Raw genomic sequence first — 25,361 nt, 5'->3', positions numbered from 1 at the left:
CGGATGGGCGCTCGAAAAGGATGGTGGCGCCTATCCCAAATCGGGCCAAGCGTCAAACAGGCGCTTGTGTTCGCGCAGCGCATAACGGTCGGTCATGCCGGCGAGAAAATCAGCGATCCGCCGGGCGCGGCGGGCGGGCTCGGCATCCTCCGCTCGCGGCTGCCACTCGTCCGGAAGGGCGGCCGGATCCTCGAAATAGCGTTCGAACAGTCGCTCGACGAGCCGCTCGGCGGCGCGCATGACGCTCATGACCCGCTCGTGCCGATAGACATGGCGCTTGAGATAGGCCTTCACCGCGCGATCAGCCTCCGCGAGAGACGGCGAGAACCCCACCGTCTGGCGACCGAGATGGCGCACCTCGTCGGCCGAGCGCGGATCGGCCGCGGCAATCGTCGCGAGGGATTGCTGGATCACATCCTCGATCATGCGCGTGATGACGCGACGGACGATCTCGTTGACGAGGCGCGGTCCGCTCACGCCGGGATGGAGGCGTGCCACCTCGTCCATGATGCCGGCGAGGAACGGCACCTCCGCGAGGCCGCGCACATCGAGCAAGCCGGCGCGGAGGCCGTCGTCGATGTCGTGGGCGTCATAGGCGATGTCGTCGGCGATCGCCGCGGCCTGGGCCTCTGCCGAGGCGAAGGTCGAAAGCGCGAGGTCCTGCTCCGCGGAATAGGCACGGATCGCCGCCGGCAAGTCGGCCGGATCGCCGTCCGGCGCCATCAGTGGCCCATTATGCTTCACGAGGCCTTCGAGCGTCTCCCAGGAAAGGTTGAGCCCGTCGAAATCGGGATAGCGCCGCTCGAGCCGCGTGACGACGCGCAGGCTCTGCGCATTGTGATCGAAGCCGCCATAGGGCGCCATCGCACGGTCGAGCGCCCGCTCGCCGGCATGCCCGAACGGCGTGTGGCCGAGATCGTGCGAGAGCGCCACCGCTTCGGCGAGGTCCTCGTCGAGCCGCAGGGCCCGCGCCAGCGCCCGCGCGATCTGCGCCACCTCGATCGTGTGGGTGAGGCGCGTCCGATAGTGGTCGCCCTCGTCATAGAGGAAGACCTGCGTCTTGTTGTTGAGGCGGCGGAAGGCGGTCGAATGGATGATGCGGTCGCGGTCACGCTGGAACGGAGTGCGCGTCGGGCTCGCCGGCTCGGGATGCAGCCGCCCGCGGCTCGCCGCCGGATCGATCGCATAGGCGGCCCGGCCCGCAGAGCCGAAACCGATCAGGCCGCCGAATTCGCCCTGCACGCCATCCTCCGCGCCCGGATGCGATTGACACGAAAAATCGCGTTCCTAACTATCGTGAACCGCCAGCCGGTGATAGGCCGGCAATGGAACATGACCATGACGACCGAAACCATGACCGACACCAGCGGCATCACCCTGTCCGACAGCGCGGTGAAGCGCATCGCGCGCATCCTTGCGAAGGAGAGCGAAGGCACGGCGCTGCGCATCAGCGTCTCGGGCGGCGGCTGCTCCGGCTTCCAGTACGGCTTCGACCTCGACAAGACGCGCAACGACGACGATCTCGTCATCGAGCGTGGCGGCGCCACCGTGCTGATCGACCAGGTGTCGATCCCCTACATGGAAGGCTCGGTGATCGATTTCGCCGACGACCTGATCGGCCAGAGCTTCCAGATCCGCAATCCGCTGGCGACCTCGTCCTGCGGCTGCGGCACGTCCTTCGCGATCTGACGGCGGCCTTCACGACTCATCGTCGTCGAAGGTGCCGACTCGCCGGAGCCCCCTGATCCAGGTTGCGCCCTCCTCCTTGATCACCGTGCGCGGTCGGACCCCGCCCTCCTCCGCCAGCGCCGCCGCGAGCGGCTCGGAATGCGTGACGACCCAGACCTGCGTGCGCTCCGCGGCCCTTGCGATGAGCCGGGCCAGCGGGCGGATCAACTCGGGATGGAGGCTCGCCTCCGGCTCATTGAGCGCGATGAAGCCCGGTAACCGGTAGCTGGTGAGCGCCGCCACCAGCGCGAGATAGGCAAGCGTCCCGTCCGAGAGTTCGTGCACGGCGAGCGTCCGCGGCAGGTCGGCGAGCCGCAGGCCGAGCGCCACCTGGCCCCGGCCGAACTCGAACGAGAGCCGCGCGCCGGGAAACGCATCCTCGATCGCGGCCTCGATATCCGGCGCCTCGCCGCGGATGATCCTCACCGTCGCGAGCGCAGCGGCGAGGTCCGATCCGTCCGAGGCGAGCGTCGGCGTCGTGATGGCGAGCGCCGGCACCCTGAGGGCCGAGGCGCGATCGGTGCGGAAATCGTGGTAGAAGCGCCAGTCGGTCAATGCCCGCCGCACGAGTTCCAGCTCGAGAAAGCGACCCTGGTCGCGGAACGCGGCCAGCGCCGTCTCCGACGGGATGAGCGCCTCGCTGTAGCTCTGGCGGGAACCGTCTTCGTCACGGAGCCAGGCCGACGGCCCGCCCCGCTTCATCAAGGTCACAGGCTTGCGGCCGAGCAGCGAGCGCAATTCCTCCGCCTTCGCCATGGGCTCGGCCGCCGTCAGCGCCGCCTCGTCGATCGGCGCCGGCGTCCCGATCTCGATCGCATAGTCGAGTTCGTCGAAGATCGCCCGCAACCTGATCCGCGCGAGGTCTCCGTCCCGCCGCTTGCCGGCCCAGAAGGCGGACTCGATCCCGCCTTCCTCCACCAGCGCCCGCGTGATCGTACCCGCCGCCGCGCGCTGGAGGAGCTCGAGCGCGCGGTAGAGATTGGACTTGCCGACGCCGTTGCGGCCGACAAGAACCGTCAGCCGTTCGACCGGCAGGTGGAGCTTTCGGATCGAGCGGTAGTTCTCGATCTCGATCGCGCGGAGCGGCAGCGCCATGCGGCCGTCAGAAGAGGACTACCGAGCGGATCGACTTGCCCTCGTGCATGAGGTCGAAGGCAGTGTTGATCTCGTCCAGCGGCATGGTGTGGGTGATCAGGTCGTCGATGTTGATCTTGCCGTCCATGTACCAGTCGACGATCTTCGGCACGTCGGTGCGGCCGCGCGCGCCGCCGAAGGCAGAACCGCGCCAGACGCGGCCGGTGACGAGCTGGAACGGACGCGTCGAGATCTCGGTCCCCGAGGGGGCCACGCCGATGATGATCGATTCGCCCCAGCCGCGATGGCAGCATTCGAGCGCCTGGCGCATCGTGTGAACATTGCCGATGCACTCGAACGAGAAGTCGGCGCCGCCGCCGGTCAGATCGACGATCGCCTGCACGACCTTGTCACGACCGACCTCGTCCGGATTGACGAAATGCGTCATGCCGAACTTCTTCGCCATCTCGACCTTGGCCGGGTTGAGATCGACGCCGATGATCTTGTCGGCGCCAACCATGCGGGCGCCCTGGATCACGTTCAGGCCGATGCCGCCGAGGCCGAAGACGACAACATTGGCCCCCGGCCAGACTTTGGCCGTGTAGATGACCGCACCGATGCCGGTCGTCACGCCGCAGCCGATGTAGCAGATCTTGTCGAAGGGAGCGTCCTCGCGGACCTTGGCAACGGCGATCTCAGGGAGAACGGTGAAGTTCGAGAAGGTCGAGGTCCCCATGTAGTGGAACACGGTCTCGCCGTCGCAGGAGAAGCGCGAGGTCGAGTCGGGCATCAGTCCCTGCCCCTGCGTCGATCGGATCGACGTACAGAGGTTGGAACGCCGCGACAGGCACGTCTTGCAGTTGCGGCACTCGGGCGTATAGAGCGGGATGACGTGGTCGCCGACCTTCACCGAGGTCACGCCCGCGCCCACCTCGCGCACGATTCCCGCGCCTTCGTGGCCGAGGATTGCGGGGAACTTCCCCTCCGAATCGAGGCCGGACAGCGTGTAGGCGTCGGTATGGCAGACGCCCGTCGCCATGATCTCGACCAGCACTTCCCCGGGCCGCGGCCCTTCGATCTCGATCGTTTCGATGGTGAGCGGCTTGTTGGCCTCCCAGGCCACGGCGGCGCGGGTTTTCATCCCTCGGTCCTCCCTCATGATCGCAGCGGCGCGATCGATCCCGTTTCCGGCCGACCTTATACGCCGCGGTGCCGGGCCGGAAAGAGGCGCGCGTCATGCCTCGCCTCCCGGTGCACAAAGGCGGTTGCCATGCGATAAAGGCCGCCTTCGAGGGAAGACATACATGACCGAGCCGCAGGCGTCCGGCGCAGCCACCGGGAAGAATCCGATCACGGCGCTGCGCGAGCGCATCGCCGCCCGGCCGAACTATCCCTGGTATGTCGTCGCCGTCACCTGCGTCGGCTCCTTCATGGGCCAGTTCGACGCCAGCGTCGTCCAGCTCGCGCTGCCGGATCTCGCGGTCCGATTCGAGACGCGCGAAACCGTGGTCAGCTGGGTGGCGCTAGCCTATGTCGTCGCGTTCTCCGCTGCCCTGCCGCCCTTCGGCCGCCTCTGCGAGATGTTCGGTCGCAAGCGCCTCTATCTGCTCGGCATGACGATCTTCCTCGTCACCTCGGCGCTCTGCGGCATGGCCGGGTCGCTCGGCGAGCTCATCGCCTTCCGCGTCGTGCAGGGCGTCGGCGCGGCGCTGCTCGGCGCCAACTCGATCGCCATTCTCGTCCATGCCGCCGGCAACGAACGCCGTCCGCGCGCCATGGGCTATTTCTCCGCCGCGCAGGCGGTCGGCGTCAGCCTCGGCCCGATCGTCGGCGGGCTGCTTCTGGGGTCGTTCGGCTGGCCTGCGATCTTCTGGGTGACTGTACCGGTGGGCATCGTCGGCGTCGCCGTCGGCTGGCTGGTCCTGCCGGACGATTCCCCCTCGCCTCGTGAGAATGGCTTCGACTGGCTCGGCATGGTGCTGCTCGGGCCAGCCATCGTTGCGCTCGTCGTCGTCCTCAACCACGCCGCCGACTGGGGCATCGCCTCGGCCCCGTCGCTTTCGCTCCTCGTCGCCGGCGTCGCGCTGCTGGCGCTCTTCATCTGGCGCGAGCGGGGCGCAAAGGCACCGATGATCGATCTGAAGTTGTTCGGCTCGCGCCCGTTCTCGCTCGGCGTCTTCGCCGTCATGCTGAGCTTCGCGCTGCTCTACGGCATGTTCTACCTGATGTCCTATGCGCTGATCCGCGGCCTGCACGAGCCGCCAACCCGCGCGGGACTCAGGATGTCGGCGATCCCGATCGCGCTCGGCATCGCGGCGCCGATCGCCGGCATGCTGGTGAAGCGCTACACGACGGCGACGCTCAGCCTCTTCGGCATGGCGCTCTCCACGACCGCGCTGCTCACCCTGTCGCTGATCGCCCTCGAACCGGTCCCCTCGCGTGCCATCGGCATGGTGGCACTCGCCGTCTTCGGTGCCGGCCTCGGCTTCTTCATGGCGCCGAACAACAGCGCCACCATGGGCACGGCGCCGAAGGGCCTTTCAGGCGAGGCGGGCGCGATGCTCAATCTCGCGCGCATGCTCGGCGTCAGCCTCGGCGTCGCCAGCGCCGCGTCCATGCTGCGCTTCCAGACGGCGCGGATCAGCGCGGAGACGCAGACGGACGTCTTCTTCTACGGCCATCCCATGCTGGGCGCCGTCGAATCGAGCTTCGGACTGATGTTCGGCATCGCGCTCGTTGCGACGGTTGCGACGCTGATCCGCCGCCGCCTCGCGCCTGAGGCCTGACGCCTGATCCTCAGGCCGGCGGCACGAAAGGCTGCGAGATCTCGACGAAGACCGGGAGCGCCTCGCAGCGGGCGGCGTGTGCCTCCAGCGCGGGATGATGACCGTAAAGGTCCGGGTGAACGTCGCTGACGAAGCGAAGCGCCGCCGCGAGCGCGATATCGGCGTGGCTCAGCCGCTCGCCGAAGAAATAGGACGTTGGCGCCGCGGCCCGCTCCTTCTCCAGCACGTCCAGCACATCGGCGATCTGCGCCTTGCAGCGCGCGACCCAGATGTCGGACTTCTCCTTGTGCAGCACGCCCTCGTAGAAGAGGATCACCGCCTTGTCGGCGAGACCGGTGGAGAGGGCGGCGAGACGCAGCGCGCGGCGGCGGTCAGGACCATGATCGGCGATCAGGCGCCTCTCCTCCTCCACCTGCTCGTCGAGCCAATCGAGGATCGCGCTGCTCTCGATCAGCGCCTCGCCGCTGTCGAGCACCAGCGTCGGCACGCGCCGGAGCGGGTTGTAGCGCGCGATCTTGTCGGCATCCCCGAAGCTCGACCACGGCCGATGCTCGAACGGCAGCTCGTAGAGCCGGAGCGCGATGCCAACGCGGCGGACGAAGGGGGAATCGTATTGGCCGATGAGGAACATGCGGTGAGCCCGTGCAAGACCGATCGCTGCATTCTGCCCCGATCGGGGCCAAAGTCATCGGATTTTCCGAAGACCCGGGATTATCCCGCCGAACGGGGGCCCGGCTCTACCCTCCGCCCCTCTCCTTCCTGAGCTTCGCCCAGTACTCCAGCCGCTTCCTGATCTCACGCTCGAAGCCGCGCTCGACGGGCTCGTAGAAGGTCTGCCGCCCGAGCGCCTCGGGGAAATAGTCCTGGCCGGAAAAGGCGTCCGGCTCGTCATGGTCGTAGCGATAGCCTGAGCCATAGCCCTCGGTCTTCATGAGCTTGGTCGGCGCGTTGAGGATCGTCTTCGGCGGCAGCAGCGAGCCGCCCTTCTTGGCGACGTCCGTCGCGGCCTTGAAAGCGGTGTAGACGGCATTCGATTTCGGCGCCGTCGCGAGATAGACGGCGACCTGCGCAAAGGCGAGCTCGCCCTCCGGGCTGCCGAGATAATCGTAGGCGTCCTTGGCGGCATTGGCGATCACCAGGGCCTGCGGATCGGCGAGGCCGATATCCTCGATCGCCATGCGCACCAGGCGGCGCCCGAGATAGAGCGGGTCCTCGCCGGCATCGAACATGCGGGCGAGATAATAGAGCGCCGCGTCGGGATCGGAGCCACGCACCGACTTGTGCAGGGCCGAGATCAGGTTGTAGTGCCCGTCCTGGCCCTTGTCGTAGATCGGCGCCCGCCGCTGCACGATCTCCTGCAGCGCCGCCGCGTCGAACACCTCGCCCGCCCGCGCCGCGCGCCACACTTCCTCGGCAAGCGTTAGGGCCGCGCGGCCGTCGCCGTCGGCCATGCGGACCAGCACCGCCCTCGCCTCCTCGTCGAGCGGCAGCGGGCGCTTCTCCTCCGCCTCCGCCCGTGTCAGCAACTGGCCGATCGACTGCGCGTCATGGGAATGAAAGACGAGCACGCGGGCGCGCGACAAGAGCGCCGCATTGAGCTCGAAGGACGGGTTTTCCGTCGTCGCGCCGACCAGCGTAACGGTGCCGTCCTCCATGACCGGGAGGAAGCTGTCCTGCTGCGCGCGGTTGAAGCGATGAATCTCGTCGACGAAGAGCAGCGTGCCGCGGCCCATCTGGCGGCGCGCGCGCGCCTGCTCGAAGGCCTTCTTGAGATCGGCGACGCCCGAGAACACCGCCGAGATCTGTTCGAAGTGAAGGTCGGTCTCGCCGGCGAGCAGCCGCGCCACCGTCGTCTTGCCGGTGCCCGGCGGTCCCCAGAAGATCATGGAGCCGAGCGAACCGGAATTCAGCATGCGGGTGAGCGCGCCGGTCTCGCCGACGAGATGGTCCTGTCCGACGACCTCGGCGAGACGGGTCGGCCGCATCCGGTCGGCCAACGGCCGCGGCGCCGCCTTCTCCAGCCCCGCCGCCTCGAACAGATTGCTCACCTCATCCTCCGATGGTGGATCGGATCAGCCGGCCGTCCCGCTCGATGGCCAGCCGCCACAGGTCGAACCGCTGGCGGGCGAGATCCTCCAGCGTGCGCGTCGCGTCGACCGGAACGCCATTGACCTCGACGATGACATCGCCGGCCTGGAAGCCGACACCCGCCGCGATCGAGCCCTCCGCGATCTTCTCGATCAGGACGCCCTTGCTGCGACGCCCCTTATAGCCGAGATCGGCGATCACGGCCGGCGAAAGATTGACGACCGTCGCCCCGGCGAAGGGCGACTCGATGCTGATCACCCGCTCGTCGCGCGGCGGCACTTCGGGCGCCGCCTGCAGCGCGATGGTCGCCTTCTCGGCCCGCCCGCCCCGGATGACGCCGAGTTCGACCGTGGAGCCGATGCCTTTCGTCACGAGGCGGTAATTGAGAGAGGGCGGATCGTCGACATCCACGGTATCGGCGCTGACGACGAGGTCGCCGGCTCTGAGGCCCGCCGTCTCGGCCGGGCTGCCATCGGCGACCGAAGCGACGAGCGCGCCGCGCGCCCGGTCGAGCCCGAGCCCAGCCGCGAGATCGGGCGTCACCTGCTGGAAGTCTGCCCCGATCCAGGGAAGTTGCACGCGCTTGCCGGTCAGCGCCGCGGCGACGACGACGCGTACCATGTTGCTGGGAATCGCGAAGCCGATACCGATCGACCCGCCGGAGCGCGAATAGATCGCCGTGTTGATGCCGACCAGCCGCCCCTCCATGTCGACGAGAGCGCCGCCCGAATTGCCAGGGTTAATGGCCGCGTCGGTCTGGATGTAGAACTGGTAGTCGGACGCGCCGATCTGCGTGCGGGCGAGCGCCGAGACGATGCCGCTCGTGACAGTCTGGCCGACGCCGAAGGGATCGCCGATCGCCAGTACCAGGTCGCCGACCGCGAGCGCATCGGAGTCGGCGAAGGCGATGGTCGGGAAATCGCCACTCCCGCCCTTGAGCCGAAGCACGGCGAGGTCCATCCGCTCGTCCTTCATGACGATGTCGGCCGCGAGTTCGCGCTTGTCGGCGAGCGCGACCTTTACCTCGTCGGCATTGGCGATCACGTGATAGTTGGTCACCACGACGCCCGACTTGTCGATGATGACGCCCGAGCCGAGCGACTGCTGCACGCGCGGTCGTGTCGCGAAACCGCCGCCGCCGAAGAACTGGCGGAAGAACGGATCGTCCATGAACGGCGAGACGCGCTGGCGCACCGTGCGCGAGGCATAGACATTGACCACGGCCGGCGAGACGCGCTTCACGAGCGGCGCGAAGGAATAGACCAGCGCCGCCTGCGAGGGCGGGACAACCGTCTCGGCCGCGCGGGCCGGAGCCGCTGTGGCGAGCGTCGCTACCGCCAGGGCCGTCATCACCAGTCGCCGCATGCGTTCCATCTCCTCGGTTTCAGGCTTTCGGCGACGATTCGCCATCAAATGAGGCGACGCCGTGGCCGCAGTGCTCCGTCGCCCCGGCGCGACGCCCGCTCCTCGCATGCCGCGCCGCCGCACTGCGGCCCTAGCGTCGCGCCGATCCCGTCTTGGCTTCGGCACCTTGCCGGTGGAGCATTTCCATTCGCCTGATTCGGCACTTGGCGCCGTTGTCCGCTTCTGGATAATAGCCGCGGGGCGAGAAGGATACCGATGCTCTGGGTTCTGCTCTTCATCGCCGGCCTCGTCTTGCTGCTCGCCGGCGTCATGCCGCTGATCCTGCGCGGTCCGCGGCTCGTCAACAGCGTCTTCACATCGCTCGGCCTGCTCGCGGTCATCGTCGGCGGCGGCGGCGCGATCCTGAAGCCGCGCCTGCCCGGCTTCGACATCGCCGCCCTGCCCTCGCCGCAGCCGATCGTCACCGAGCCCATCGCCGTCGATCCGCAGCCCGCCGAAACGGCCTTCCCGGATCCTGCGCCCGTTGCACCGCCTGCCGCGCAGCCGGCCGCCGATCCCGCCGCCTCCAAGGACGAATCGCAGCTCGCACCGAACAAGATGCCGGCCCCGGTCTCCGTGACAACGACCACCGTCGTCGGTACCGAGACCGATCCCCTCGCCGCGACCCCGCCGGCCGGAGCGCAGCAGCCGGCCTCACCCGATGCGACTGCCGCCGTTCCCGCGCCGCAGCCCGCACCGGAAGTTCCCGCGCCGCCACCCGCTCCGCCGCAGCCGAGCGAGGCCGAGAAGCTCGCCGCCCTCGCCGACAAGCAGTCGCGGGACGAGACTGCGTTCATCAAGGCGGTGGGCGACGCGCGGACGGCCTATGAGAAGGCCGGCGACGACGACCGCGTAGCGCTGCAGTCCTCGCGCGCTGCTGCCATCTGCGCCGCCGTCAAGAAGCCCGAGGTCAATGGCTGGGTCGGCGCGATCAGGGAAGTCGAACGCGATCCCGGCGGCCGCACGATCCTGTCCGTCGCACTGCCGGACGGCACGCTGGTAAAGACCTGGAACAACGCCATGTCCGATATCGAGGACAAGACGCTGATCCTTGCCGGGACGCCGCTCGCCGCCGCGGTCGGCAAGCTGGCGAAGGGCGATGCCATTCGCTTCTCGGGCACCTTCTTCGCCGACGAGCCGGACTGCTATCGCTCGAGCCGCCTGTCGCTCGACCAGTCGATGACGGAGCCGAGCTTCCTCTTCCGCTTCACGTCGCTGGAAAAGCTCTGATGTCCACGTTCGGCCGCCTCGCCGGCGCCATCGCCGGCGTCTCCGTCGCCGTCCTGCTCGTGGCCGCCCCCGCGCTCGCACGCGAGCCGGCGCCGCCCGCCTGGCCGGACACGACCGAAACTCGCCTCGCTGCGCTCGCCCTCATCCAGACGCTCAACGCGACGCTGCTTTCGACGCCTTCGGCAACGCTGACCCTCGATCGCTGGTGTGCCGACCATGCGCTGGCGCCCGCCGGCAGCAAGATCGTCGCGGAACGGGTCAAGGGCACGGAGAAGCCCGCCGACGCCGAGATCCGGTCCGCGCTGAGCGCTGGGCCCGACGAGCGCATCGTGCACCGCCGTGTTCGCCTCACCTGCGGCAGCCGCGTCCTGTCCGAGGCCGACAACTGGTACCGGCCCGGCCAACTCACCGAGGCCATGAACCGCGAGCTCGAGACGACGGACACCGCCTTCGGGCGCGTCGTGAAGCCGCTCGGCTTCTCGCGCACGACTCTCGATGCGCAGCTCGTCTGGCATCCGCTGCCAGGCGGCTGGGAGATGGCGGGCGGCGCAAAGCCAATCTCGCTTCCCAAGGATGGACCCGTCTTGGACATGCCTCGATTCGTGCTCGCGCATCGGGCGGTGCTCAAGAAGCCGGACGGCACGGCGTTCAGCCTCGTGGCCGAGAACTACACCAGCGAGATCCTCGCCTTCCCGCCACCGCTGGCGCCCCGACCCTGAGCGCTGCCTGACCAGTCGGCGGAGCGTTCCCACAAATGAAAAAGGCGGCCCGAAGGCCGCCTTTTTAATTCGATCCGATGACTGGACGATCAGGCCGCGACGGCCTCGCCCTCGGCCTCGGCGGCCGCGGTGCGCGCGCGATCAGCAGCGCCCTTCGCCTCGACGTCGCGATCGACAAACTCGATCACGGCGACGGCGGCGTTGTCGCCATAGCGGAAGCCGGCCTTGAGAACGCGGGTGTAGCCGCCGTTCCGCTCCTTGTAGCGCGGACCAAGCGTGTCGAAGAGCTTCTTCGCCGCCGCGACGTCGCGCAGCTCGGCAATCGCCTGACGACGCGCATGCAGGTCGCCCCGCTTGCCGAGCGTGACGAGCTTTTCGACGATCGGACGCAGGTCCTTCGCCTTCGGCAGCGTGGTGGTGATCTGCTCGTGGGTGATCAGCGCAGCGGCCATATTGGCGAACATCGCCTTGCGATGGCTGGCGGTGCGGCTGAACTTGCGGCCCGAATTACCGTGGCGCATGGCTCTCTCCTACAGAATTGACCGGCGGCTCACGCCGTGGGTGCGATCTCAATAATGGTCTTCGTAGCGCTTGGCGAGCTCTTCGATGTTCTCGGGCGGCCAGTTCGTGACCTCCATGCCGAGATGGAGACCCATCTGGGCGAGAACTTCCTTGATCTCGTTGAGCGACTTGCGACCAAAATTCGGAGTCCGGAGCATCTCGGCTTCGGTCTTCTGGATGAGGTCGCCGATATAGACGATGTTGTCGTTCTTCAGGCAGTTCGCCGAGCGCACCGAAAGCTCGAGCTCGTCCACCTTCTTGAGCAGCGCAGGGTTGAAGGCGAGCTCCGGAATGCTCTCCGTCGTCGTCTCCTTCTGCGGCTCCTCGAAATTGACGAAGATCGACAGCTGATCCTGCACGATTCGCGCCGCATAGGCGACGGCATCGTCAGGACGAAGCGAGCCGTCCGTCTCGACCGACAGCGTCAGCTTGTCATAATCGAGCACCTGGCCCTCGCGGGTGTTCTCGACCCGGTAGGAGACCTTCTTGACCGGCGAATAGATGCTGTCGACCGGGATGAGACCGATCGGCGCGTCCTCGGGCCGGTTACGGTCGGCCGGCACGTAACCCTTGCCGGTGTTGACCGTGAACTCCATGCGGATCTCTGCGCCCTCGTCGAGCGTGCAGAGCACGAGCTCGGGGTTGAGCACTTCGACATCGCCGACGGTCTGGATGTCGCCTGCGGTGACGACGCCCGGACCCTGCTTGCGCACCACCATCCGCTTCGGGCCATCGCCCTGCATCTTGATGGCGATTTCCTTGATGTTGAGGATGATGTCGGTCACATCCTCACGCACGCCCGCAATGGACGAGAACTCATGCAGCACGCCGTCGATCTGGACGGCCGTCACGGCCGCGCCCTGAAGCGACGACAGCAGAACCCGGCGCAGCGCATTGCCGAGCGTCAGGCCGAAGCCCCGCTCCAGAGGCTCCGCAACGACGGTCGCCAGGCGCTTGGGATCCGAGCCCGGCGTAACCTCGAGCTTGTTCGGCTTGATCAGCTCTTGCCAATTCTTGTGGATCACGACCGTATCCTTTCCATCTCAGGCGCCGCCGTTCGGACCGGCGGGCCGTCGCCCGGGTGAAGCCGCGGGCGCAATGCCGAAGCGCAAATGGCCGGCCCCCGTTTCCGGGCGCCGGCGAGAGCCGTCAGACGCGGCGACGCTTGCGCGGACGGCAGCCGTTATGGGCAATCGGCGTGACGTCGCGGATGGAGGTGATCGTGAAGCCGGCGGCCTGCAGCGCGCGCAGCGCCGACTCGCGGCCCGAACCCGGACCCGAAACCTCGACCTCGAGAGTCTTCATGCCGTGCTCGGCGGCCTTGCGGCTCGCATCCTCGGCAGCCATCTGCGCCGCATACGGCGTCGACTTGCGCGAGCCCTTGAAGCCCATCATGCCGGCGGACGACCAGGAGATCGTGTTCCCCTGCGCGTCGGTAATGGTGATCATGGTGTTGTTGAACGTCGAGTTCACATGCGCGACGCCGGAGGAGATGTTCTTGCGCTCGCGGCGGCGTACGCGCGTGGTGTCCTTAGCCATTCTCTATCCTTGGGTTCGATCTCGTCACCGCCGTAATGCCGGCGGCTCCACCGGGGGCATAGCGCCCCTTAGCTCGCGAAAATTACTTCTTCTTGCCTGCGATCGGCTTGGCCGGGCCCTTGCGGGTGCGCGCATTGGTATGCGTGCGCTGGCCACGGACCGGCAGGCCACGGCGATGACGCAGGCCGCGATACGCGCCGAGGTCCATGAGCCGCTTGATGTTCATGGCCACTTCGCGGCGCAGATCGCCTTCCACGACGTAGTCGCGGTCGATCGCTTCACGGATCTGAAGGACTTCGGCGTCCGAAAGCTCGTTGACGCGACGCGAGGGGTCGATGCCGACCTTCTCGACGATGTCCTTGGCGTTCTTCGCGCCGATGCCGTGGATGTACTGAAGCGCGATGACGACGCGCTTGTTCGTCGGGATATTGACGCCTGCGATACGGGCCATTGCCGTCTCCATGTAGGCCACCCTTACGGGCGGCAGTTATGTCCGCGTCCGGTGGAGGCCGGCCCTTGCGGACGTATTGTTAACGGCAAACAGCGCCGTTCCTGATCGAGGGACGGCGCCGGCCGGATTGAGGCGCGACCCTTATCGGCTCGCGACGACCTCGTCAAGAGGCGAGACCGTCTTTTTGATATCGGCCCAGACCTCGTCGATCGACCGCATCCCGTCGATCTCGATGAGGCGCCCGCGTTCCTTGTAGTAGGGAGCGATCGCCGCGGTGTCGCGACGGTAGGCTTCGAGCCGGGTCTTGAAGACCTCCGGATCGTCATCCTTGCGCACCGGCTCGCCGCGCGCCTTGGTCTCCTCGGCGCGCTTCACGATCCGGTCGATCAGCTTGTTCTGGTCGACCTTGAGCTCGACGACGACATCGAGCTTGAGCCCCTTCCCCGCCAGCATCGCCTCAAGCGCATCCGCCTGGGCAATCGTCCTGGGGAAACCGTCGAGGATGAACCCCTTGCGGGCATCCGGCTGGTCGATCCGGTCGGCGACGATACCGATCACCACATCGTCCGAGACGAGATTGCCGGCATCCATGATCGCCTTGGCGCGGAGGCCAACCGGCGTGCCGGCCGCGACTGCAGCCCGCAGCATGTCGCCAGTCGACAGCTGCGGGATGCCATATTCCTGCACGAGACGAGCAGACTGCGTGCCCTTACCAGCCCCCGGTGGTCCGAGCAGGATCAGTCTCATCGCCTCTTCCCCTTCAGCTTCGACCGCTTGACCAGACCCTCATACTGGTGAGCCAGCAGGTGCCCCTGGATCTGCGACACAGTATCCATCGTCACATTGACGACGATCAGGAGCGAGGTACCGCCGAAATAGAACGGCACATGCGTCGCCGAGATCAGGAACTCAGGCAGCAGACAGACGATCACCAGATAGGCAGCGCCGAGCACCGTGATTCGCGTCAGAACGTAGTCAATGTATTCTGCGGTGCGCTGGCCAGGCCGGATACCCGGCACGAAGCCACCATGCTTCTTCAGGTTGTCGGCCGTGTCCGAAGGGTTGAACACGATGGCTGTGTAGAAGAAGGCGAAGAACACGATCATGGCAGCATAGAGCGCCATGTAGAGGAGCGTGCCGTGGCCGAGCAGCGCGACGATCGTGTTGAACCAGCTCGGGCCCTGACCCTGCGTGAAGTTCGCGACGGTCGCGGGCAGAAGCAGCAGCGACGAGGCGAAGATCGGCGGAATCACACCGGCGGTGTTCAGCTTCAGTGGCAAATGTGAGGATTCGCCCTGGAAGATCCGGTTGCCGACCTGGCGCTTCGGGTACTGGATGATCAGGCGGCGCTGCGCCCGCTCCATGAACACGATGAACAGGATAGCGGCGACAGCGACAATCGCGACAAGCGCGATGACCCAGACCGGCATGGCGCCCTGACGCGTCAGGTCGAGCATACCCGCCAGCGCATGCGGCAGGTTCGCGACGATGCCGGCGAAGATGATCAGCGAGATGCCGTTGCCGATGCCGCGCGACGTGATCTGCTCGCCGAGCCACATCAGGAACATCGTGCCGCCCGTCAGCGTGATCACCGCGGTGATGCGGAAGAACAGGCCCGGATCGATGACGATGTTGGTTCCGCCCTCGAGACCCACGGCGATGCCATAGGCCTGCACGACGGCGAGAAGCACCGTGCCGTAGCGCGTGTACTGGTTGATGATCTTGCGGCCGGCCTCGCCTTCCTTCTTGAGGGCGTCGAGGCTCGGGACGATCGACGTCATCAGCTGGATGATGATCGACGCCGAGATGTAGGGCATGATTCCGAGCGCGAAGATCGCCATGCGACCGACGGCACCGCCCGAAAACATGTTGAACAGGCCGAGAATGCCGGACTGCTGATTGCTGAAGGCGCTCGCGAGCGCGTCCGGATTGATGCCCGGCAGCGGAATATACGTGCCGAGGCGGTAGACGATCAGCGCACCCAGCGTGAACCAGATGCGCTTCTTGAGCGCATCGGCCTTGGCGAAGGCGCCGAAATTGAGATTGGCCGCAAGTTGTTCAGCCGCAGAAGCCATTCGCCGCTCCGATCGGGCCCCGAGTCGGGGACCCCATGTCCCGAGAGGGACATAAACTGGGCTTTCGGAGACGCCGCATCAAGCGGCGTCCCGACAACGGATGCGCTCAGCGCGTCACTCGGCCGCGGCTTCGGCGGCCTTCGGAGCGAGAACCTTGAGCGAGCCGCCGAGCTTCTCGATCGCCTCGATCGCCGGCTTCGAAGCGCCCGCGACCTCGAAGGTCACAGCGGCCTTGAGCTCGCCCGAACCGAGGATCCGCACGCCGTCCTTGACGCGGCGGATGACGCCGGCGGCCTTCAGCGACTCGGCAGTGACGACGGCACCAGCCTCGAGCTTGCCCGCGTCGAGCGCGGCCTGGATACGGCCGAGGCCGACTTCGTTGAAGTCGAGCGCGAAGATGTTGTTGAAGCCGCGCTTCGGCAGGCGCCGATGCAGCGGCATCTGGCCGCCCTCGAAGCCCTTGATGGCGACGCCCGTGCGCGACTTCTGGCCCTTGACGCCACGGCCGCCGGTCTTGCCCTTGCCGGAGCCGATGCCACGGCCGACGCGGATGCGCGACTTGCGGGCGCCCGGGTTGTCGTTGATCTCGTTGAGCTTCATCGGACTGGTCCTTCTATGGCTCACGCCTCGTCCACAACGCGGACGAGATGGGCCACCTTGGCGATCATGCCGCGAACCGCAGGCGTGTCCTGCAGCGTCGAACGGCGACGGATCCGGTTGAGGCCGAGGCCGATCAGCGTTGCGCGCTGGTCGACCGGGCGGCGGATGGGGCTGGCGATCTGCTCAATGACGAGCGTCTTCTCATTGGCCATGGTCAGTTCCTCGACTTCCTCGCGGCCGATCAGGCCTCGGCGGCCACTTCGGCGTCGTTCCCGCCACGGCGGGACTGAAGCACGGAGACCTTGATGCCGCGGCGAGCCGCGACGGAGCGCGGGCTGTCCTCAGCCGCGAGAGCGGCGAAGGTGGCACGCACCATGTTGTAGGGGTTCGACGAGCCCATCGACTTCGCCACCACGTCCTGGACGCCGAGCGTCTCGAACACGGCGCGCATCGGGCCGCCGGCGATGATGCCGGTGCCGGGAGGGGCGGCGCGCAGGAAGACGCGGCCGGCGCCATGGCGGCCGAACACGTCGTGATGCAGGGTGCGTCCGTCACGAAGCGGAACGCGGACGAGCGAGCGCTTGGCAGCCTCGGTCGCCTTGCGGATCGCCTCCGGCACTTCGCGCGCCTTGCCATGGCCGAAACCGACCCGGCCCTTCTGGTCGCCGACGACGACGAGGGCGGCGAAACCGAACCGCCGGCCGCCCTTCACCACCTTCGCGACGCGATTGATGTGAACGAGCTTGTCGACGAATTCGCTGTCGCGCTCTTCCCGCTGCTCTCTGGCCATCGAAATCCCAATCGTCCTGTTGTTCCGTTAGACGCGCCCCGAAGGTCGCATCAGAATTCGAGCCCGCCCTCGCGCGCTCCGTCGGCCAGCGCCTTGACGCGGCCATGGAAGAGATACGGACCGCGGTCGAACACGACCGCCGTCACGCCGGCCGCCTTGGCACGCTCCGCGACCAGCTTGCCGACCGCCTCGGCCGCCGCCTTGTCGGCACCGGTCTTCAGCGAGTTGCGCAGGTCCTTCTCGAGCGTCGAGGCGGACGCGAGGGTACGGCCCTCGGCATCGTCGATCACCTGGGCGTAGATATGCTCCGACGAGCGGTGGACCGAGAGGCGCGGACGCTCTCCCGCCACCTTGCGGAGCGCACGGCGGACACGCGCGGCGCGCCGGTCCTTCTGGATGTTGGCCATGACGGGCTCCGTTTACTTCTTCTTGCCTTCCTTGCGGAAGATCGTTTCGGTCGCATATTTCACGCCCTTGCCCTTGTAGGGCTCGGGACCGCGGAATTCGCGGATCTCGGCGGCAACCTGACCGACCTGCTGGCGGTTGATGCCCGACACCAGGATCTCCGTCGGCTTGGCGCACTGAATCGTGATGCCTGCCGGGATCGGATAGATCACATCGTGGCTGTAGCCAAGAGCCAGCTGCAGGTTCTGACCCTGCACCGCTGCGCGATAACCGACGCCGTTGATCTCGAGCTTCTTGGAGAAGCCCTCGGTCACGCCCTTGAACAGGTTCGCGATCATGGTCCGCGACATGCCCCAGGCGGCGCGAGCCTCCTTGGACTGATCGCGCGGCGCGACCGAAACGCCGTTGTCGGAGAGTTCGACCGAGACGTGATCCGTGAAGTTGAAGGACAGCTCGCCCTTCGGACCCTTCACCGACACCGTCTGGCCATTGATGGTGGCCGTCACGCCCTTGGGCACCGCCACCGGCTTCTTACCAATACGAGACATCAGACCAATCCGTCCGGTTCGTGTTGCGCTGGGGGCCGGATCAGAACACCTGGCAGAGAACTTCTCCGCCGACATTCTGTTCGCGGGCGTCGGCATCCGACATCACACCCTTGGGCGTCGACAGGATCGACACGCCGAGGCCGTTCTTGACGCGCGGAATGCTCTTCACAGAGGCATAGACGCGGCGGCCCGGCTTCGAGACACGCTCGATCGTCCGGATCACCGGCTCGCCGTCGAAATACTTAAGCTCGATCTCGATCTCGGCCTTGCCATCGCCATGGTCGACGGTCGCGAAGCCGCGGATATAGCCCTCCTGCTGGAGGACTTCGAGCACATGCTGGCGCAGCTTGGACGAAGGCGTGGAGACCTTCGACTGCCGGCGCAGCTGCGCGTTGCGGATGCGGGTGAGCATATCACCCAAAGGATCGGTCATCGTCATCGGACCGTTCTCCTTACCAGCTCGACTTGACCAGGCCCGGGATAAGACCCAGCGACCCGAGTTCGCGAAGCGCGATGCGCGACATCTTCAGCTTCCGGTAGACGCCACGCGGACGGCCGGTGACTTCGCAGCGGTTGCGGATGCGCGTCGGCGACGAATTGCGCGGCAACTCGGCCAGCTTGAGGCGCGCCTGGAAGCGCTCCTCCAGCGGCAGGCTCTCGTCGTTGGCGACAGCCTTCAGCTTGATACGCCGGCTGGCGTACTGCTTGGCCAGCGCGCGGCGCCGGTTGTTCTTCTCGATGGAGCTCTTCTTGGCCATCTCGTCCTGATCCTTTCCCGGCGACTTACTGGCGGAACGGGAAGTTGAGCGCCTTCAGAAGGGCGCGCGCTTCCTCGTCCGTCTTGGCCGTGGTGCAGACGATGACGTCCATGCCCCAGACCTGGTCGACCTTGTCGTAGTTGATCTCCGGGAAGATGATGTGCTCCTTGATACCCATGGCGTAGTTGCCACGGCCGTCGAAGCTCTTCGGATTGAGACCACGGAAGTCGCGGACGCGCGGCAGCGCGATCGTGACGAGGCGATCGAGGAACTCGAACATCCGCGCCTTGCGCAGCGTCACCTTGCCGCCGATCGGCATCTGCTCGCGGACCTTGAAGGTCGCGATCGACTTGCGGGCGCGGGTGACGGCCGGCTTCTGGCCAGCGATCTGGGCGAGATCCGCGAGGGCCGTGCCGACCTTCTTGGAATCGTTCACCGCCTCGCCGATGCCCATGTTGAGCACGATCTTGTCGAGACGCGGAATCTCCATCTCGTTCTTGTAGCCGAACTCGGCGACAAGCTTCTGACGGACCTCGTCCTCGTAGAACTTCTTGAGCCGCGGCTCGTAAGCTGCCTCAGCCATCGATCACATCTCCCGAACGTTTTGCGACGCGTTGCTTGCGCCCGTCTTCGGTAACCTTGAAACCAACCCGGGTCGGCTTGCCGTCCTTGGGGTCGGCGATCGCGATGTTCGAGAGGTGGATCGTGAGCTCCTTGGAGACGATCCCGCCCTGCTCGCTCGCAGTCTGCTTCTGGTGCCGGCGCGCAAGATTGACGCCGCGCACGACAGCCCGCTCCTCGGCCGGGTGCACGCTGAGCACCTCGCCGGTCTTGCCCTTGTCCTTGCCGGTCAGGACGACGACGTTGTCGCCTTTCTTGATCTTGGCAGCCATTACAGCACCTCTGGCGCGAGCGAGATGATCTTCATGTGGTTCTTCGCGCGAAGCTCGCGCGGCACCGGCCCGAAGATACGAGTCCCGATCGGCTCCTTCTGATTGTTGATCAGCACCGCCGCATTCTTGTCGAAGCGGATGACGCTGCCGTCGGGACGGCGGATATCCTTCGCGGTGCGCACGACGACCGCCTTCATGACGTCGCCCTTCTTCACGCGACCGCGCGGGATCGCCTCCTTGATCGACACGACGATGATGTCGCCGACCGAGGCGTATTTCCGCTTGGAACCGCCGAGAACCTTGATGCACATCACACGACGAGCGCCGGAGTTATCCGCCACGTCGAGGTTAGTCTGCATCTGAATCATGACTGGCCGCCTACTTTCATGGTCACTGCCCGCCCCTCACCAGGGACGAGCCGCGACGAACCTCTTCCGTGCTTACTCGCCCGTCGGCAGTTCGGTGCCGACAACGACCCAGCGCTTGTTCTTCGAGATCGGCTTCGACTCCTCGATGAAGACGGTATCGCCGACCTTGTAGCTATTGGCCTCGTCATGGGCCTGGTACTTCTTCGACCGGCGCACCGTCTTCTTCAGCACGGGATGCGTGAAGCGGCGCTCGACCAGCACGACGACGGTCTTGTCATTGGCATCGCTGACGACGTTGCCCTGCAGAACGCGTTTCGGCATCTTCGTCTCCTCAGCCCTGGTCCGCGGCGCGCTTCTGCGCGGCGATGGTCTTGATGCGCGCGATATCGCGGCGAACCTGCCGCACGCGCGAGGTGTTCTCGAGCTGACCGGTGGCCTTCTGGAAGCGCAGGTTGAACTGCTCCTTCTTCAGATTGGCCAGCTCGGTCTCGAGCTGGTCGGCCGTCTGCAGCCGAACGTCTTTCGCCTTCATGGCTCTGTCCTCGTCCGTTCGCCGCTTCAGTCGGCGATGCGCTGGATGAAGCGCGTCTTGATCGGCAGCTTCGCCGCGCCGAGACGAAGCGCCTCGCGGGCCGTCTCCTCGTCGACGCCGTCCACCTCGAACATGATGCGGCCCGGCTTGATGCGCGCCGCCCAATACTCGGGCGCGCCCTTGCCCTTGCCCATGCGGACTTCGGTCGGCTTCGCGGTGACCGGAACGTCCGGGAACACGCGGATCCAGACACGGCCGGCGCGCTTCATGGCGCGGGTGATCGCGCGGCGAGCCGCCTCGATCTGACGCGCGGTGACGCGCTCGGGCTCGAGCGCCTTGAGCCCGAAACCGCCGAAGTTCAGGTCCGTGCCGCCCTTGGCGACGCCGTGGATCCGGCCCTTGAACTGCTTGCGGAACTTGGTGCGCTTCGGTTGCAGCATTTTGCTTCTCTCTCGGCTTCAGTGGCGCTCGTCAGGCCGCGTTTTCGCGGCGGCGACCGCTGCCCGAGCCCTGCTCGTTGCCTTCCGTCTGGCGACGCTCGGACGCCATCGGGTCATGCTCCAGGATCTCGCCCTTGAAGATCCACACCTTGATGCCGCACGTGCCATAGGCCGTGTGCGCCGTCGCGGTGCCGTAGTCGATATCGGCGCGCAGCGTGTGCAGCGGCACACGGCCCTCGCGATACCACTCCAGGCGGGCGATTTCCGCGCCGCCGAGGCGGCCCGAAGCGTTGATACGGATGCCCTCGGCGCCGAGGCGCATCGCCGACTGAACGGCGCGCTTCATGGCACGACGGAAGGCGACGCGACGCTCGAGCTGCTGGGCGATCGAAGCGGCCACCAGGTTCGCGTCGATCTCCGGCTTCCGGACCTCGACGATATTGATGTGCACTTCGCTGTCGGTCAGCTTGCCGACCGTCTTGCGCAGCTTCTCGATATCGGCGCCCTTCTTGCCGATCACGATGCCCGGACGCGCCGAGTGGATCGTCACACGACACTTCTTGTGCGGACGCTCGATCACGATCTTGGAGACCGCGGCCTGCTTCAGATCCTTGAGCAGGACCTCACGGATCTTCTGGTCCTCGTGGAGCAGCTTGCCGTATTCGCCCTTGTTGGCGAACCAGCGGCTGTCCCAGGTCCGGTTGACGCCGAGGCGCAGGCCGATCGGATTGACTTTCTGGCCCATCAGGCGGCCTCCCCAGCTTCACGCACGACGATCGTCAGATGCGAAAACGGCTTCTCGATCCGGCCGACCCGGCCGCGGGCGCGCGGCGACCAGCGCTTCATGACGAGCGCCTTGCCGACGAACGCCTCGGCGACGACGAGAGCGTCGACGTCGAGATCATGGTTGTTCTCGGCATTGGCGATCGCCGACTCGAGCGTCTTCTTGACGTCGCGGGCGATGCGCTTCTCCGAGAAGGTCAGGTCCGCCAGAGCGGTACTGGCCTTCTTGCCCCGGATCAGCTCCGCGACGAGGTTGAGCTTGCGCGGCGAGACGCGGATCATGCGCGTGATCGCACGAGCCTCGGTCTCCTTCAGCGCGCGTTCGCGCTTCGGCTTGCCCATCTTACTTCCTCTTCGCCTTCTTGTCGGCCGTGTGGCCGTAGTAGGTGCGAGTCGGCGAGAACTCGCCGAACTTATGGCCCACCATGTCCTCGTTGACGAGGACCGGAATGTGCTTCTGGCCGTTATAGACACCGAAGGTCAGACCGACGAACTGCGGCAGGATCGTGGAGCGACGGCTCCAGATCTTGACCACCTCGCCGCGGCCCGAAGAGCGGCTCTTCTCGGCCTTGCGCAGGAGGTATCCGTCGACGAACGGACCTTTCCAAATTGAACGAGACACGGTCGAGCCCTCTTACTTGGACTTGCGCAGGTGACGGCTGCGCGCGATGAACTTGTCGGTCGACTTGTTGTTACGGGTCTTCTTGCCCTTGGTCGGCTTGCCCCACGGCGTGACCGGATGACGGCCTCCCGAGGTACGACCCTCGCCACCACCATGCGGATGATCGACCGGGTTCATGGCGACGCCACGAACGCTCGGGCGCTTGCCGAGCCAGCGGTTACGGCCGGCCTTGCCGATCGAGATGTTGGCATGATCCGGGTTCGACACCGCACCAACCGTCGCGACGCAGGCCTGGCTGACGAGGCGCTGCTCACCCGAGTTGAGCCGCAGGATCGCCATGCCGCCGTCACGGCCGACATACTGCGCATAAGCGCCCGCCGAGCGCGCGACCTGACCGCCCTTGCCGGGCTTCAGCTCGACATTGTGGACGATCGTGCCGACCGGCATTGCGCCGAGCGGCATGCAGTTGCCGGGCTTCACGTCGGCCTGGGCCGCCGAGACGACCGTATCGCCGACCGCCAAGCGCTGCGGCGCCAGGATGTAGCTCAGCTCGCCGTCCTCATACTTGATGAGAGCGATGAACGCCGTGCGGTTCGGATCATATTCCAGGCGCTCGACCACCGCCGTCATGTCGCGCTTGCGGCGCTTGAAGTCGACGAGGCGATAGGTGCGCTTGTGACCACCGCCACGGCCATAGGCAGTGACGCGGCCGAGATTGTTGCGGCCGCCGCTCTGGCGGAGACCAACCGTCAGACCCTTGACCGGCTTGCCGGCATAGAGCTCGGAACGGTCCACGAGAACGAGCTGGCGCTGTCCCGGCGTGGTCGGCTTGTAGTGCTTGAGAGCCATGGCTTCAGCCTATTCTTCTCTCTTAGAGACCGGTCGAGACGTCGATCGACTCGCCCTCGGCCAGCGTCACGATCGCCTTCTTGACGTCGCTCTGCTTGCCGACGACGCCACGGAAGCGCTTCACCTTGCCCTTGCGGACCAGCGTGTTCACGCCCGTGACCTTGACCTTGAACAGCGCCTCGACGGCCGCCTTGATCTCGGGCTTAGTCGCCGTCTTCAGGACGTTGAAGACGACCTTCGACTGTTCCGTCGCGATGGTCGACTTCTCGCTCAGCACGGGGCTGCGGATGATGTCGTAATGGGTCGGGTTGCTCATTTGAACCGCTCCTCGAGCGCTTCGACCGCAGCCTTGGTCAGCACGAGCTTCTCGCGGCGCAGGATGTCGTAGACGTTGATGCCCTGCACCGGCAGCACATCGATATGCGGAACGTTGCGCGCGGCGAGGCCGAACTTCTCGTCGACCGTCGCGCCGTCGATGATCAGGGCATTCGCCCAGCCGAGCTTGGCGAAACGCTCCTTGACGACCTTGGTCTTGGCCTCGGCCATGGTCACGTCGGCGACGATCACGAGATCCTCGCTGCGGGCCTTGGAAGACAGCGCATGCTTCAGGGCCAGCTGACGGAACTTCTTCGTCAGGTCATGCGCATGGCTGCGCACCACCGGACCGAAGGCCTTGCCGCCACCGCGGAACTGCGGCGCAGTCTTGGCGCCGTGGCGTGCGCCGCCGGTGCCCTTCTGCTTGTACATCTTCTTGGTCGTGCCCGAGACCTCGGACCGGCCCTTCGACTTGTGCGTGCCGGCCTGGCGGGCAGCAAGCTGCCAGCGGACCATGCGCTGCAGGATGTCGCCGCGGGGCTCGAGGCCGAAGATCTCGTCCGAGAGCGAGATCTCGCCGGCCGAACCGCCGTCAAGCGTGGTGACCTTCAGGTCCATCACTCGGTCTCCTTCGCTGCGGCCGCGTCACGCGCCTTGAACGCGCCCGGGAACGGCACTTCCTTCGGCAGCGCGCGCTTCACGGCGTCGCGCACCTCGATCCAGCCGCCCTTGGCACCAGGAACGGCGCCCTCGACCATGATCAGGCCGCGCTCCACATCGGTGCGAACGACCTTCAGATTCTGCGTGGTGACGCGGGCGTCGCCCATATGGCCGGCCATCTTCTTGTTCTTGAAGACCTTGCCGGGATCCTGGCGCTGACCGGTCGAACCGTGCACGCGGTGCGAGACCGAGTTACCGTGCGTCGCGCGGCCACCGCCGAAGTTGTGGCGCTTCATGACGCCGGCGAAACCCTTGCCGATCGACGTGCCCGAGACGTCGACGAACTGGCCGACGACGAAATGCTCGGCCGTCAGCTCGGCGCCGACCTCGATCAGGTTCTCCGGCGAGACGCGGAACTCCGCGACCTTGCGCTTCGGCTCGACTTCCGCCTTGGCGAAATGACCGCGCTCCGCCTTGGTCGTGTTCTTGACCTTGGCCAGACCGCTGCCGAGCTGAACCGCCGTGTAGCCGTTCTTGTCTTCCGTGCGATGGGCGACAACCTGGCAGTTGTCGAGCTTCAGCACCGTCACCGGCACCTGCTCGCCCGCATCCGTATAGATGCGGGTCATCCCCAGCTTCTGTACGATCAATCCAGAGCGCATCATGTCCTCGCTCGCCTCAGAGCTTGATTTCGACGTCGACGCCGGCGGCGAGGTCGAGCTTCATCAGCGCGTCCACGGTCTGCGGGGTCGGATCGACGATGTCGAGAAGGCGCTTGTGCGTGCGCATCTCGAACTGCTCGCGGCTCTTCTTGTCGATATGCGGCGACCGGTTCACGGTGAACTTCTCAATCTGAGTCGGCAGCGGCACGGGGCCGACAACGCGGGCGCCGGTGCGCTTGGCCGTGTTCACGATCTCACGCGTCGATGCATCGAGAATGCGATGATCGAACGCTTTGAGCCGGATCCGGATATTCTGACCGTTCATCGATTTCTGTCCTCAAGTCACGAGGGCACGCGTTGCCACGTGCCCTCTCCGGAGCTTCGGCCTTACTTGATGATTGATGCGACGACGCCGGCGCCGACGGTGCGGCCGCCTTCACGGATGGCGAAGCGGAGCTTCTCTTCCATCGCGATCGGGACG

At 66.3% G+C, this 25,361-nt stretch carries 38 protein-coding genes; 4 read left to right on the top strand and 34 right to left on the bottom strand.

The genetic code is table 11. The features are described 5' to 3' along the window. Window positions 1–30: 30 nt before the first annotated feature. Complete coding sequence (locus QO015_RS00190) at window positions 31–1,242, bottom strand: deoxyguanosinetriphosphate triphosphohydrolase (protein ID WP_266282257.1); 1,212 nt, start codon at window positions 1,240–1,242, stop codon at window positions 31–33. A 96-nt stretch (window positions 1,243–1,338) separates the two neighbouring features. Here QO015_RS00190 and erpA point away from each other — a divergent pair, with 96 nt between their 5' ends. Further along, window positions 1,339–1,689, top strand: a complete 351-nt coding sequence (erpA, locus tag QO015_RS00185) for an iron-sulfur cluster insertion protein ErpA (RefSeq protein WP_266282259.1) — start codon at window positions 1,339–1,341, stop codon at window positions 1,687–1,689. 9 nt (window positions 1,690–1,698) lie between these two features. On the opposite strand, the gene QO015_RS00180 is transcribed toward erpA, so the two are convergent. Both QO015_RS00180 and QO015_RS00175 read right to left on the bottom strand, forming a co-directional pair. Continuing rightward, the gene (locus QO015_RS00180) at window positions 1,699–2,823 is read right to left on the bottom strand and encodes an AAA family ATPase (RefSeq protein ID WP_266282260.1); all 1,125 of its coding nucleotides are present in this window, start codon (window positions 2,821–2,823) and stop codon (window positions 1,699–1,701) included. A gap of 7 nt (window positions 2,824–2,830) precedes the next feature. Beyond that, window positions 2,831–3,943, bottom strand: coding sequence for an S-(hydroxymethyl)glutathione dehydrogenase/class III alcohol dehydrogenase (locus QO015_RS00175; RefSeq protein ID WP_266282261.1), 1,113 nt, complete (start codon window positions 3,941–3,943; stop codon window positions 2,831–2,833). A 163-nt stretch (window positions 3,944–4,106) separates the two neighbouring features. Here QO015_RS00175 and QO015_RS00170 point away from each other — a divergent pair, with 163 nt between their 5' ends. Next, on the top strand, window positions 4,107–5,588 hold the full coding sequence (locus tag QO015_RS00170) for a DHA2 family efflux MFS transporter permease subunit (RefSeq protein WP_266282262.1): 1,482 nt from the start codon (window positions 4,107–4,109) through the stop codon (window positions 5,586–5,588). Window positions 5,589–5,598: 10 nt separating this feature from the next. Here QO015_RS00170 and QO015_RS00165 read toward each other — a convergent pair whose 3' ends face one another. The 3 genes from QO015_RS00165 to QO015_RS00155 all read right to left on the bottom strand — a co-directional run bounded on the left by QO015_RS00165 (window position 5,599) and on the right by QO015_RS00155 (window position 9,041). After that, complete coding sequence (locus QO015_RS00165) at window positions 5,599–6,219, bottom strand: glutathione S-transferase family protein (RefSeq protein ID WP_266282264.1); 621 nt, start codon at window positions 6,217–6,219, stop codon at window positions 5,599–5,601. Window positions 6,220–6,325: 106 nt separating this feature from the next. Beyond that, complete coding sequence (locus tag QO015_RS00160) at window positions 6,326–7,636, bottom strand: replication-associated recombination protein A (protein ID WP_266282265.1); 1,311 nt, start codon at window positions 7,634–7,636, stop codon at window positions 6,326–6,328. A 1-nt stretch (window position 7,637) separates the two neighbouring features. Further along, window positions 7,638–9,041: a Do family serine endopeptidase gene (locus QO015_RS00155; RefSeq protein ID WP_266282266.1), complete on the bottom strand. Its 1,404-nt coding sequence runs from the start codon at window positions 9,039–9,041 to the stop codon at window positions 7,638–7,640. A 255-nt stretch (window positions 9,042–9,296) separates the two neighbouring features. Between QO015_RS00155 and QO015_RS00150 the strand changes: the two genes are divergently transcribed. After that, window positions 9,297–10,310, top strand: coding sequence for a hypothetical protein (locus QO015_RS00150; protein ID WP_266282268.1), 1,014 nt, complete (start codon window positions 9,297–9,299; stop codon window positions 10,308–10,310). Further along, entirely contained in the window at window positions 10,310–11,029 is a 720-nt protein-coding gene (locus QO015_RS00145; protein WP_266282269.1) for a hypothetical protein, read from the top strand. Before QO015_RS00150 ends, QO015_RS00145 begins: the two co-directional genes overlap by 1 nt. An 89-nt stretch (window positions 11,030–11,118) precedes the next feature. Here QO015_RS00145 and rplQ read toward each other — a convergent pair whose 3' ends face one another. The 28 genes from rplQ to QO015_RS00005 all read right to left on the bottom strand — a co-directional run. Further along, window positions 11,119–11,550: a 50S ribosomal protein L17 gene (rplQ, locus tag QO015_RS00140; RefSeq protein WP_266282270.1), complete on the bottom strand. Its 432-nt coding sequence runs from the start codon at window positions 11,548–11,550 to the stop codon at window positions 11,119–11,121. Between the two features lie 48 nt (window positions 11,551–11,598). Continuing rightward, window positions 11,599–12,615, bottom strand: coding sequence for a DNA-directed RNA polymerase subunit alpha (locus tag QO015_RS00135; RefSeq protein WP_266282271.1), 1,017 nt, complete (start codon window positions 12,613–12,615; stop codon window positions 11,599–11,601). Between the two features lie 124 nt (window positions 12,616–12,739). Next, window positions 12,740–13,129, bottom strand: a complete 390-nt coding sequence (gene rpsK, locus QO015_RS00130; RefSeq protein ID WP_183397541.1) for a 30S ribosomal protein S11 — start codon at window positions 13,127–13,129, stop codon at window positions 12,740–12,742. A gap of 82 nt (window positions 13,130–13,211) precedes the next feature. Continuing rightward, window positions 13,212–13,580, bottom strand: a complete 369-nt coding sequence (rpsM, locus tag QO015_RS00125) for a 30S ribosomal protein S13 (protein ID WP_266282276.1) — start codon at window positions 13,578–13,580, stop codon at window positions 13,212–13,214. 141 nt (window positions 13,581–13,721) lie between these two features. Continuing rightward, entirely contained in the window at window positions 13,722–14,327 is a 606-nt protein-coding gene (locus QO015_RS00120; RefSeq protein ID WP_266282278.1) for an adenylate kinase, read from the bottom strand. Continuing rightward, complete coding sequence (gene secY, locus QO015_RS00115; RefSeq protein WP_266282280.1) at window positions 14,324–15,655, bottom strand: preprotein translocase subunit SecY; 1,332 nt, start codon at window positions 15,653–15,655, stop codon at window positions 14,324–14,326. The genes QO015_RS00120 and secY overlap by 4 nt, the downstream gene beginning before the upstream one ends. Window positions 15,656–15,769: 114 nt before the next feature. After that, the gene (gene rplO / locus QO015_RS00110) at window positions 15,770–16,255 is read right to left on the bottom strand and encodes a 50S ribosomal protein L15 (protein ID WP_266282282.1); all 486 of its coding nucleotides are present in this window, start codon (window positions 16,253–16,255) and stop codon (window positions 15,770–15,772) included. 20 nt (window positions 16,256–16,275) lie between these two features. Next, the gene (gene rpmD / locus QO015_RS00105; RefSeq protein WP_266282284.1) at window positions 16,276–16,467 is read right to left on the bottom strand and encodes a 50S ribosomal protein L30; all 192 of its coding nucleotides are present in this window, start codon (window positions 16,465–16,467) and stop codon (window positions 16,276–16,278) included. Window positions 16,468–16,496: 29 nt separating this feature from the next. After that, window positions 16,497–17,045, bottom strand: a complete 549-nt coding sequence (rpsE, locus tag QO015_RS00100) for a 30S ribosomal protein S5 (RefSeq protein ID WP_266282286.1) — start codon at window positions 17,043–17,045, stop codon at window positions 16,497–16,499. 50 nt (window positions 17,046–17,095) lie between these two features. Then, window positions 17,096–17,452 (bottom strand): 50S ribosomal protein L18, encoded by a 357-nt coding sequence (gene rplR / locus QO015_RS00095; RefSeq protein ID WP_266282288.1) that lies wholly within the window; start codon window positions 17,450–17,452, stop codon window positions 17,096–17,098. A gap of 12 nt (window positions 17,453–17,464) precedes the next feature. Further along, window positions 17,465–17,998 carry a 50S ribosomal protein L6 gene (rplF, locus tag QO015_RS00090; protein WP_266282290.1) on the bottom strand — a complete coding sequence of 178 codons (534 nt, stop codon included), beginning with the start codon at window positions 17,996–17,998 and terminating at the stop codon, window positions 17,465–17,467. 40 nt (window positions 17,999–18,038) lie between these two features. Further along, on the bottom strand, window positions 18,039–18,437 hold the full coding sequence (gene rpsH / locus QO015_RS00085) for a 30S ribosomal protein S8 (protein ID WP_266282292.1): 399 nt from the start codon (window positions 18,435–18,437) through the stop codon (window positions 18,039–18,041). A 13-nt stretch (window positions 18,438–18,450) separates the two neighbouring features. Continuing rightward, window positions 18,451–18,756 (bottom strand): 30S ribosomal protein S14, encoded by a 306-nt coding sequence (gene rpsN / locus QO015_RS00080; protein WP_266282294.1) that lies wholly within the window; start codon window positions 18,754–18,756, stop codon window positions 18,451–18,453. A 25-nt stretch (window positions 18,757–18,781) separates the two neighbouring features. Next, complete coding sequence (gene rplE, locus QO015_RS00075; protein WP_266282296.1) at window positions 18,782–19,339, bottom strand: 50S ribosomal protein L5; 558 nt, start codon at window positions 19,337–19,339, stop codon at window positions 18,782–18,784. Further along, window positions 19,332–19,649 (bottom strand): 50S ribosomal protein L24, encoded by a 318-nt coding sequence (gene rplX, locus QO015_RS00070; RefSeq protein ID WP_266282298.1) that lies wholly within the window; start codon window positions 19,647–19,649, stop codon window positions 19,332–19,334. Before rplX ends, rplE begins: the two co-directional genes overlap by 8 nt. Next, window positions 19,649–20,017, bottom strand: coding sequence for a 50S ribosomal protein L14 (gene rplN, locus QO015_RS00065; protein WP_029075463.1), 369 nt, complete (start codon window positions 20,015–20,017; stop codon window positions 19,649–19,651). The genes rplX and rplN overlap by 1 nt, the downstream gene beginning before the upstream one ends. A gap of 72 nt (window positions 20,018–20,089) precedes the next feature. Then, window positions 20,090–20,338: a 30S ribosomal protein S17 gene (gene rpsQ / locus QO015_RS00060; RefSeq protein WP_266282305.1), complete on the bottom strand. Its 249-nt coding sequence runs from the start codon at window positions 20,336–20,338 to the stop codon at window positions 20,090–20,092. A 10-nt stretch (window positions 20,339–20,348) separates the two neighbouring features. Beyond that, window positions 20,349–20,549: a 50S ribosomal protein L29 gene (rpmC, locus tag QO015_RS00055; RefSeq protein WP_266282307.1), complete on the bottom strand. Its 201-nt coding sequence runs from the start codon at window positions 20,547–20,549 to the stop codon at window positions 20,349–20,351. A gap of 26 nt (window positions 20,550–20,575) precedes the next feature. Next, a complete protein-coding gene (gene rplP, locus QO015_RS00050; RefSeq protein ID WP_266282309.1) occupies window positions 20,576–20,989 on the bottom strand; it encodes a 50S ribosomal protein L16 in 414 nt (137 codons plus the stop codon). A 31-nt stretch (window positions 20,990–21,020) separates the two neighbouring features. Beyond that, entirely contained in the window at window positions 21,021–21,734 is a 714-nt protein-coding gene (gene rpsC / locus QO015_RS00045) for a 30S ribosomal protein S3 (RefSeq protein WP_266282311.1), read from the bottom strand. After that, the gene (gene rplV / locus QO015_RS00040; protein WP_266282313.1) at window positions 21,734–22,114 is read right to left on the bottom strand and encodes a 50S ribosomal protein L22; all 381 of its coding nucleotides are present in this window, start codon (window positions 22,112–22,114) and stop codon (window positions 21,734–21,736) included. Before rplV ends, rpsC begins: the two co-directional genes overlap by 1 nt. Window position 22,115: 1 nt before the next feature. Next, window positions 22,116–22,394 carry a 30S ribosomal protein S19 gene (gene rpsS / locus QO015_RS00035; protein ID WP_266282315.1) on the bottom strand — a complete coding sequence of 93 codons (279 nt, stop codon included), beginning with the start codon at window positions 22,392–22,394 and terminating at the stop codon, window positions 22,116–22,118. Window positions 22,395–22,406: 12 nt separating this feature from the next. Continuing rightward, complete coding sequence (gene rplB / locus QO015_RS00030) at window positions 22,407–23,243, bottom strand: 50S ribosomal protein L2 (protein ID WP_266282317.1); 837 nt, start codon at window positions 23,241–23,243, stop codon at window positions 22,407–22,409. A 22-nt stretch (window positions 23,244–23,265) separates the two neighbouring features. Beyond that, window positions 23,266–23,559 (bottom strand): 50S ribosomal protein L23, encoded by a 294-nt coding sequence (locus QO015_RS00025; protein WP_266282319.1) that lies wholly within the window; start codon window positions 23,557–23,559, stop codon window positions 23,266–23,268. Continuing rightward, complete coding sequence (rplD, locus tag QO015_RS00020; RefSeq protein ID WP_266282321.1) at window positions 23,556–24,176, bottom strand: 50S ribosomal protein L4; 621 nt, start codon at window positions 24,174–24,176, stop codon at window positions 23,556–23,558. Before rplD ends, QO015_RS00025 begins: the two co-directional genes overlap by 4 nt. After that, window positions 24,176–24,880: a 50S ribosomal protein L3 gene (gene rplC / locus QO015_RS00015; RefSeq protein WP_266282536.1), complete on the bottom strand. Its 705-nt coding sequence runs from the start codon at window positions 24,878–24,880 to the stop codon at window positions 24,176–24,178. The genes rplD and rplC overlap by 1 nt, the downstream gene beginning before the upstream one ends. A gap of 16 nt (window positions 24,881–24,896) precedes the next feature. Continuing rightward, window positions 24,897–25,205, bottom strand: a complete 309-nt coding sequence (gene rpsJ / locus QO015_RS00010) for a 30S ribosomal protein S10 (protein WP_018184903.1) — start codon at window positions 25,203–25,205, stop codon at window positions 24,897–24,899. Window positions 25,206–25,267: 62 nt separating this feature from the next. Then, window positions 25,268–25,361 (bottom strand): EF-Tu C-terminal domain-related protein (locus QO015_RS00005; protein WP_456077695.1); only part of this gene is annotated, 94 nt, incomplete at its 5' end.

Origin of the sequence: Kaistia geumhonensis (genome assembly GCF_030815145.1) — a bacterium.
In the GTDB taxonomy this organism is placed as follows: Bacteria; Pseudomonadota; Alphaproteobacteria; order Rhizobiales; family Kaistiaceae; genus Kaistia; species Kaistia geumhonensis.
This window is presented reverse-complemented; position numbering and strand designations above follow the sequence as displayed.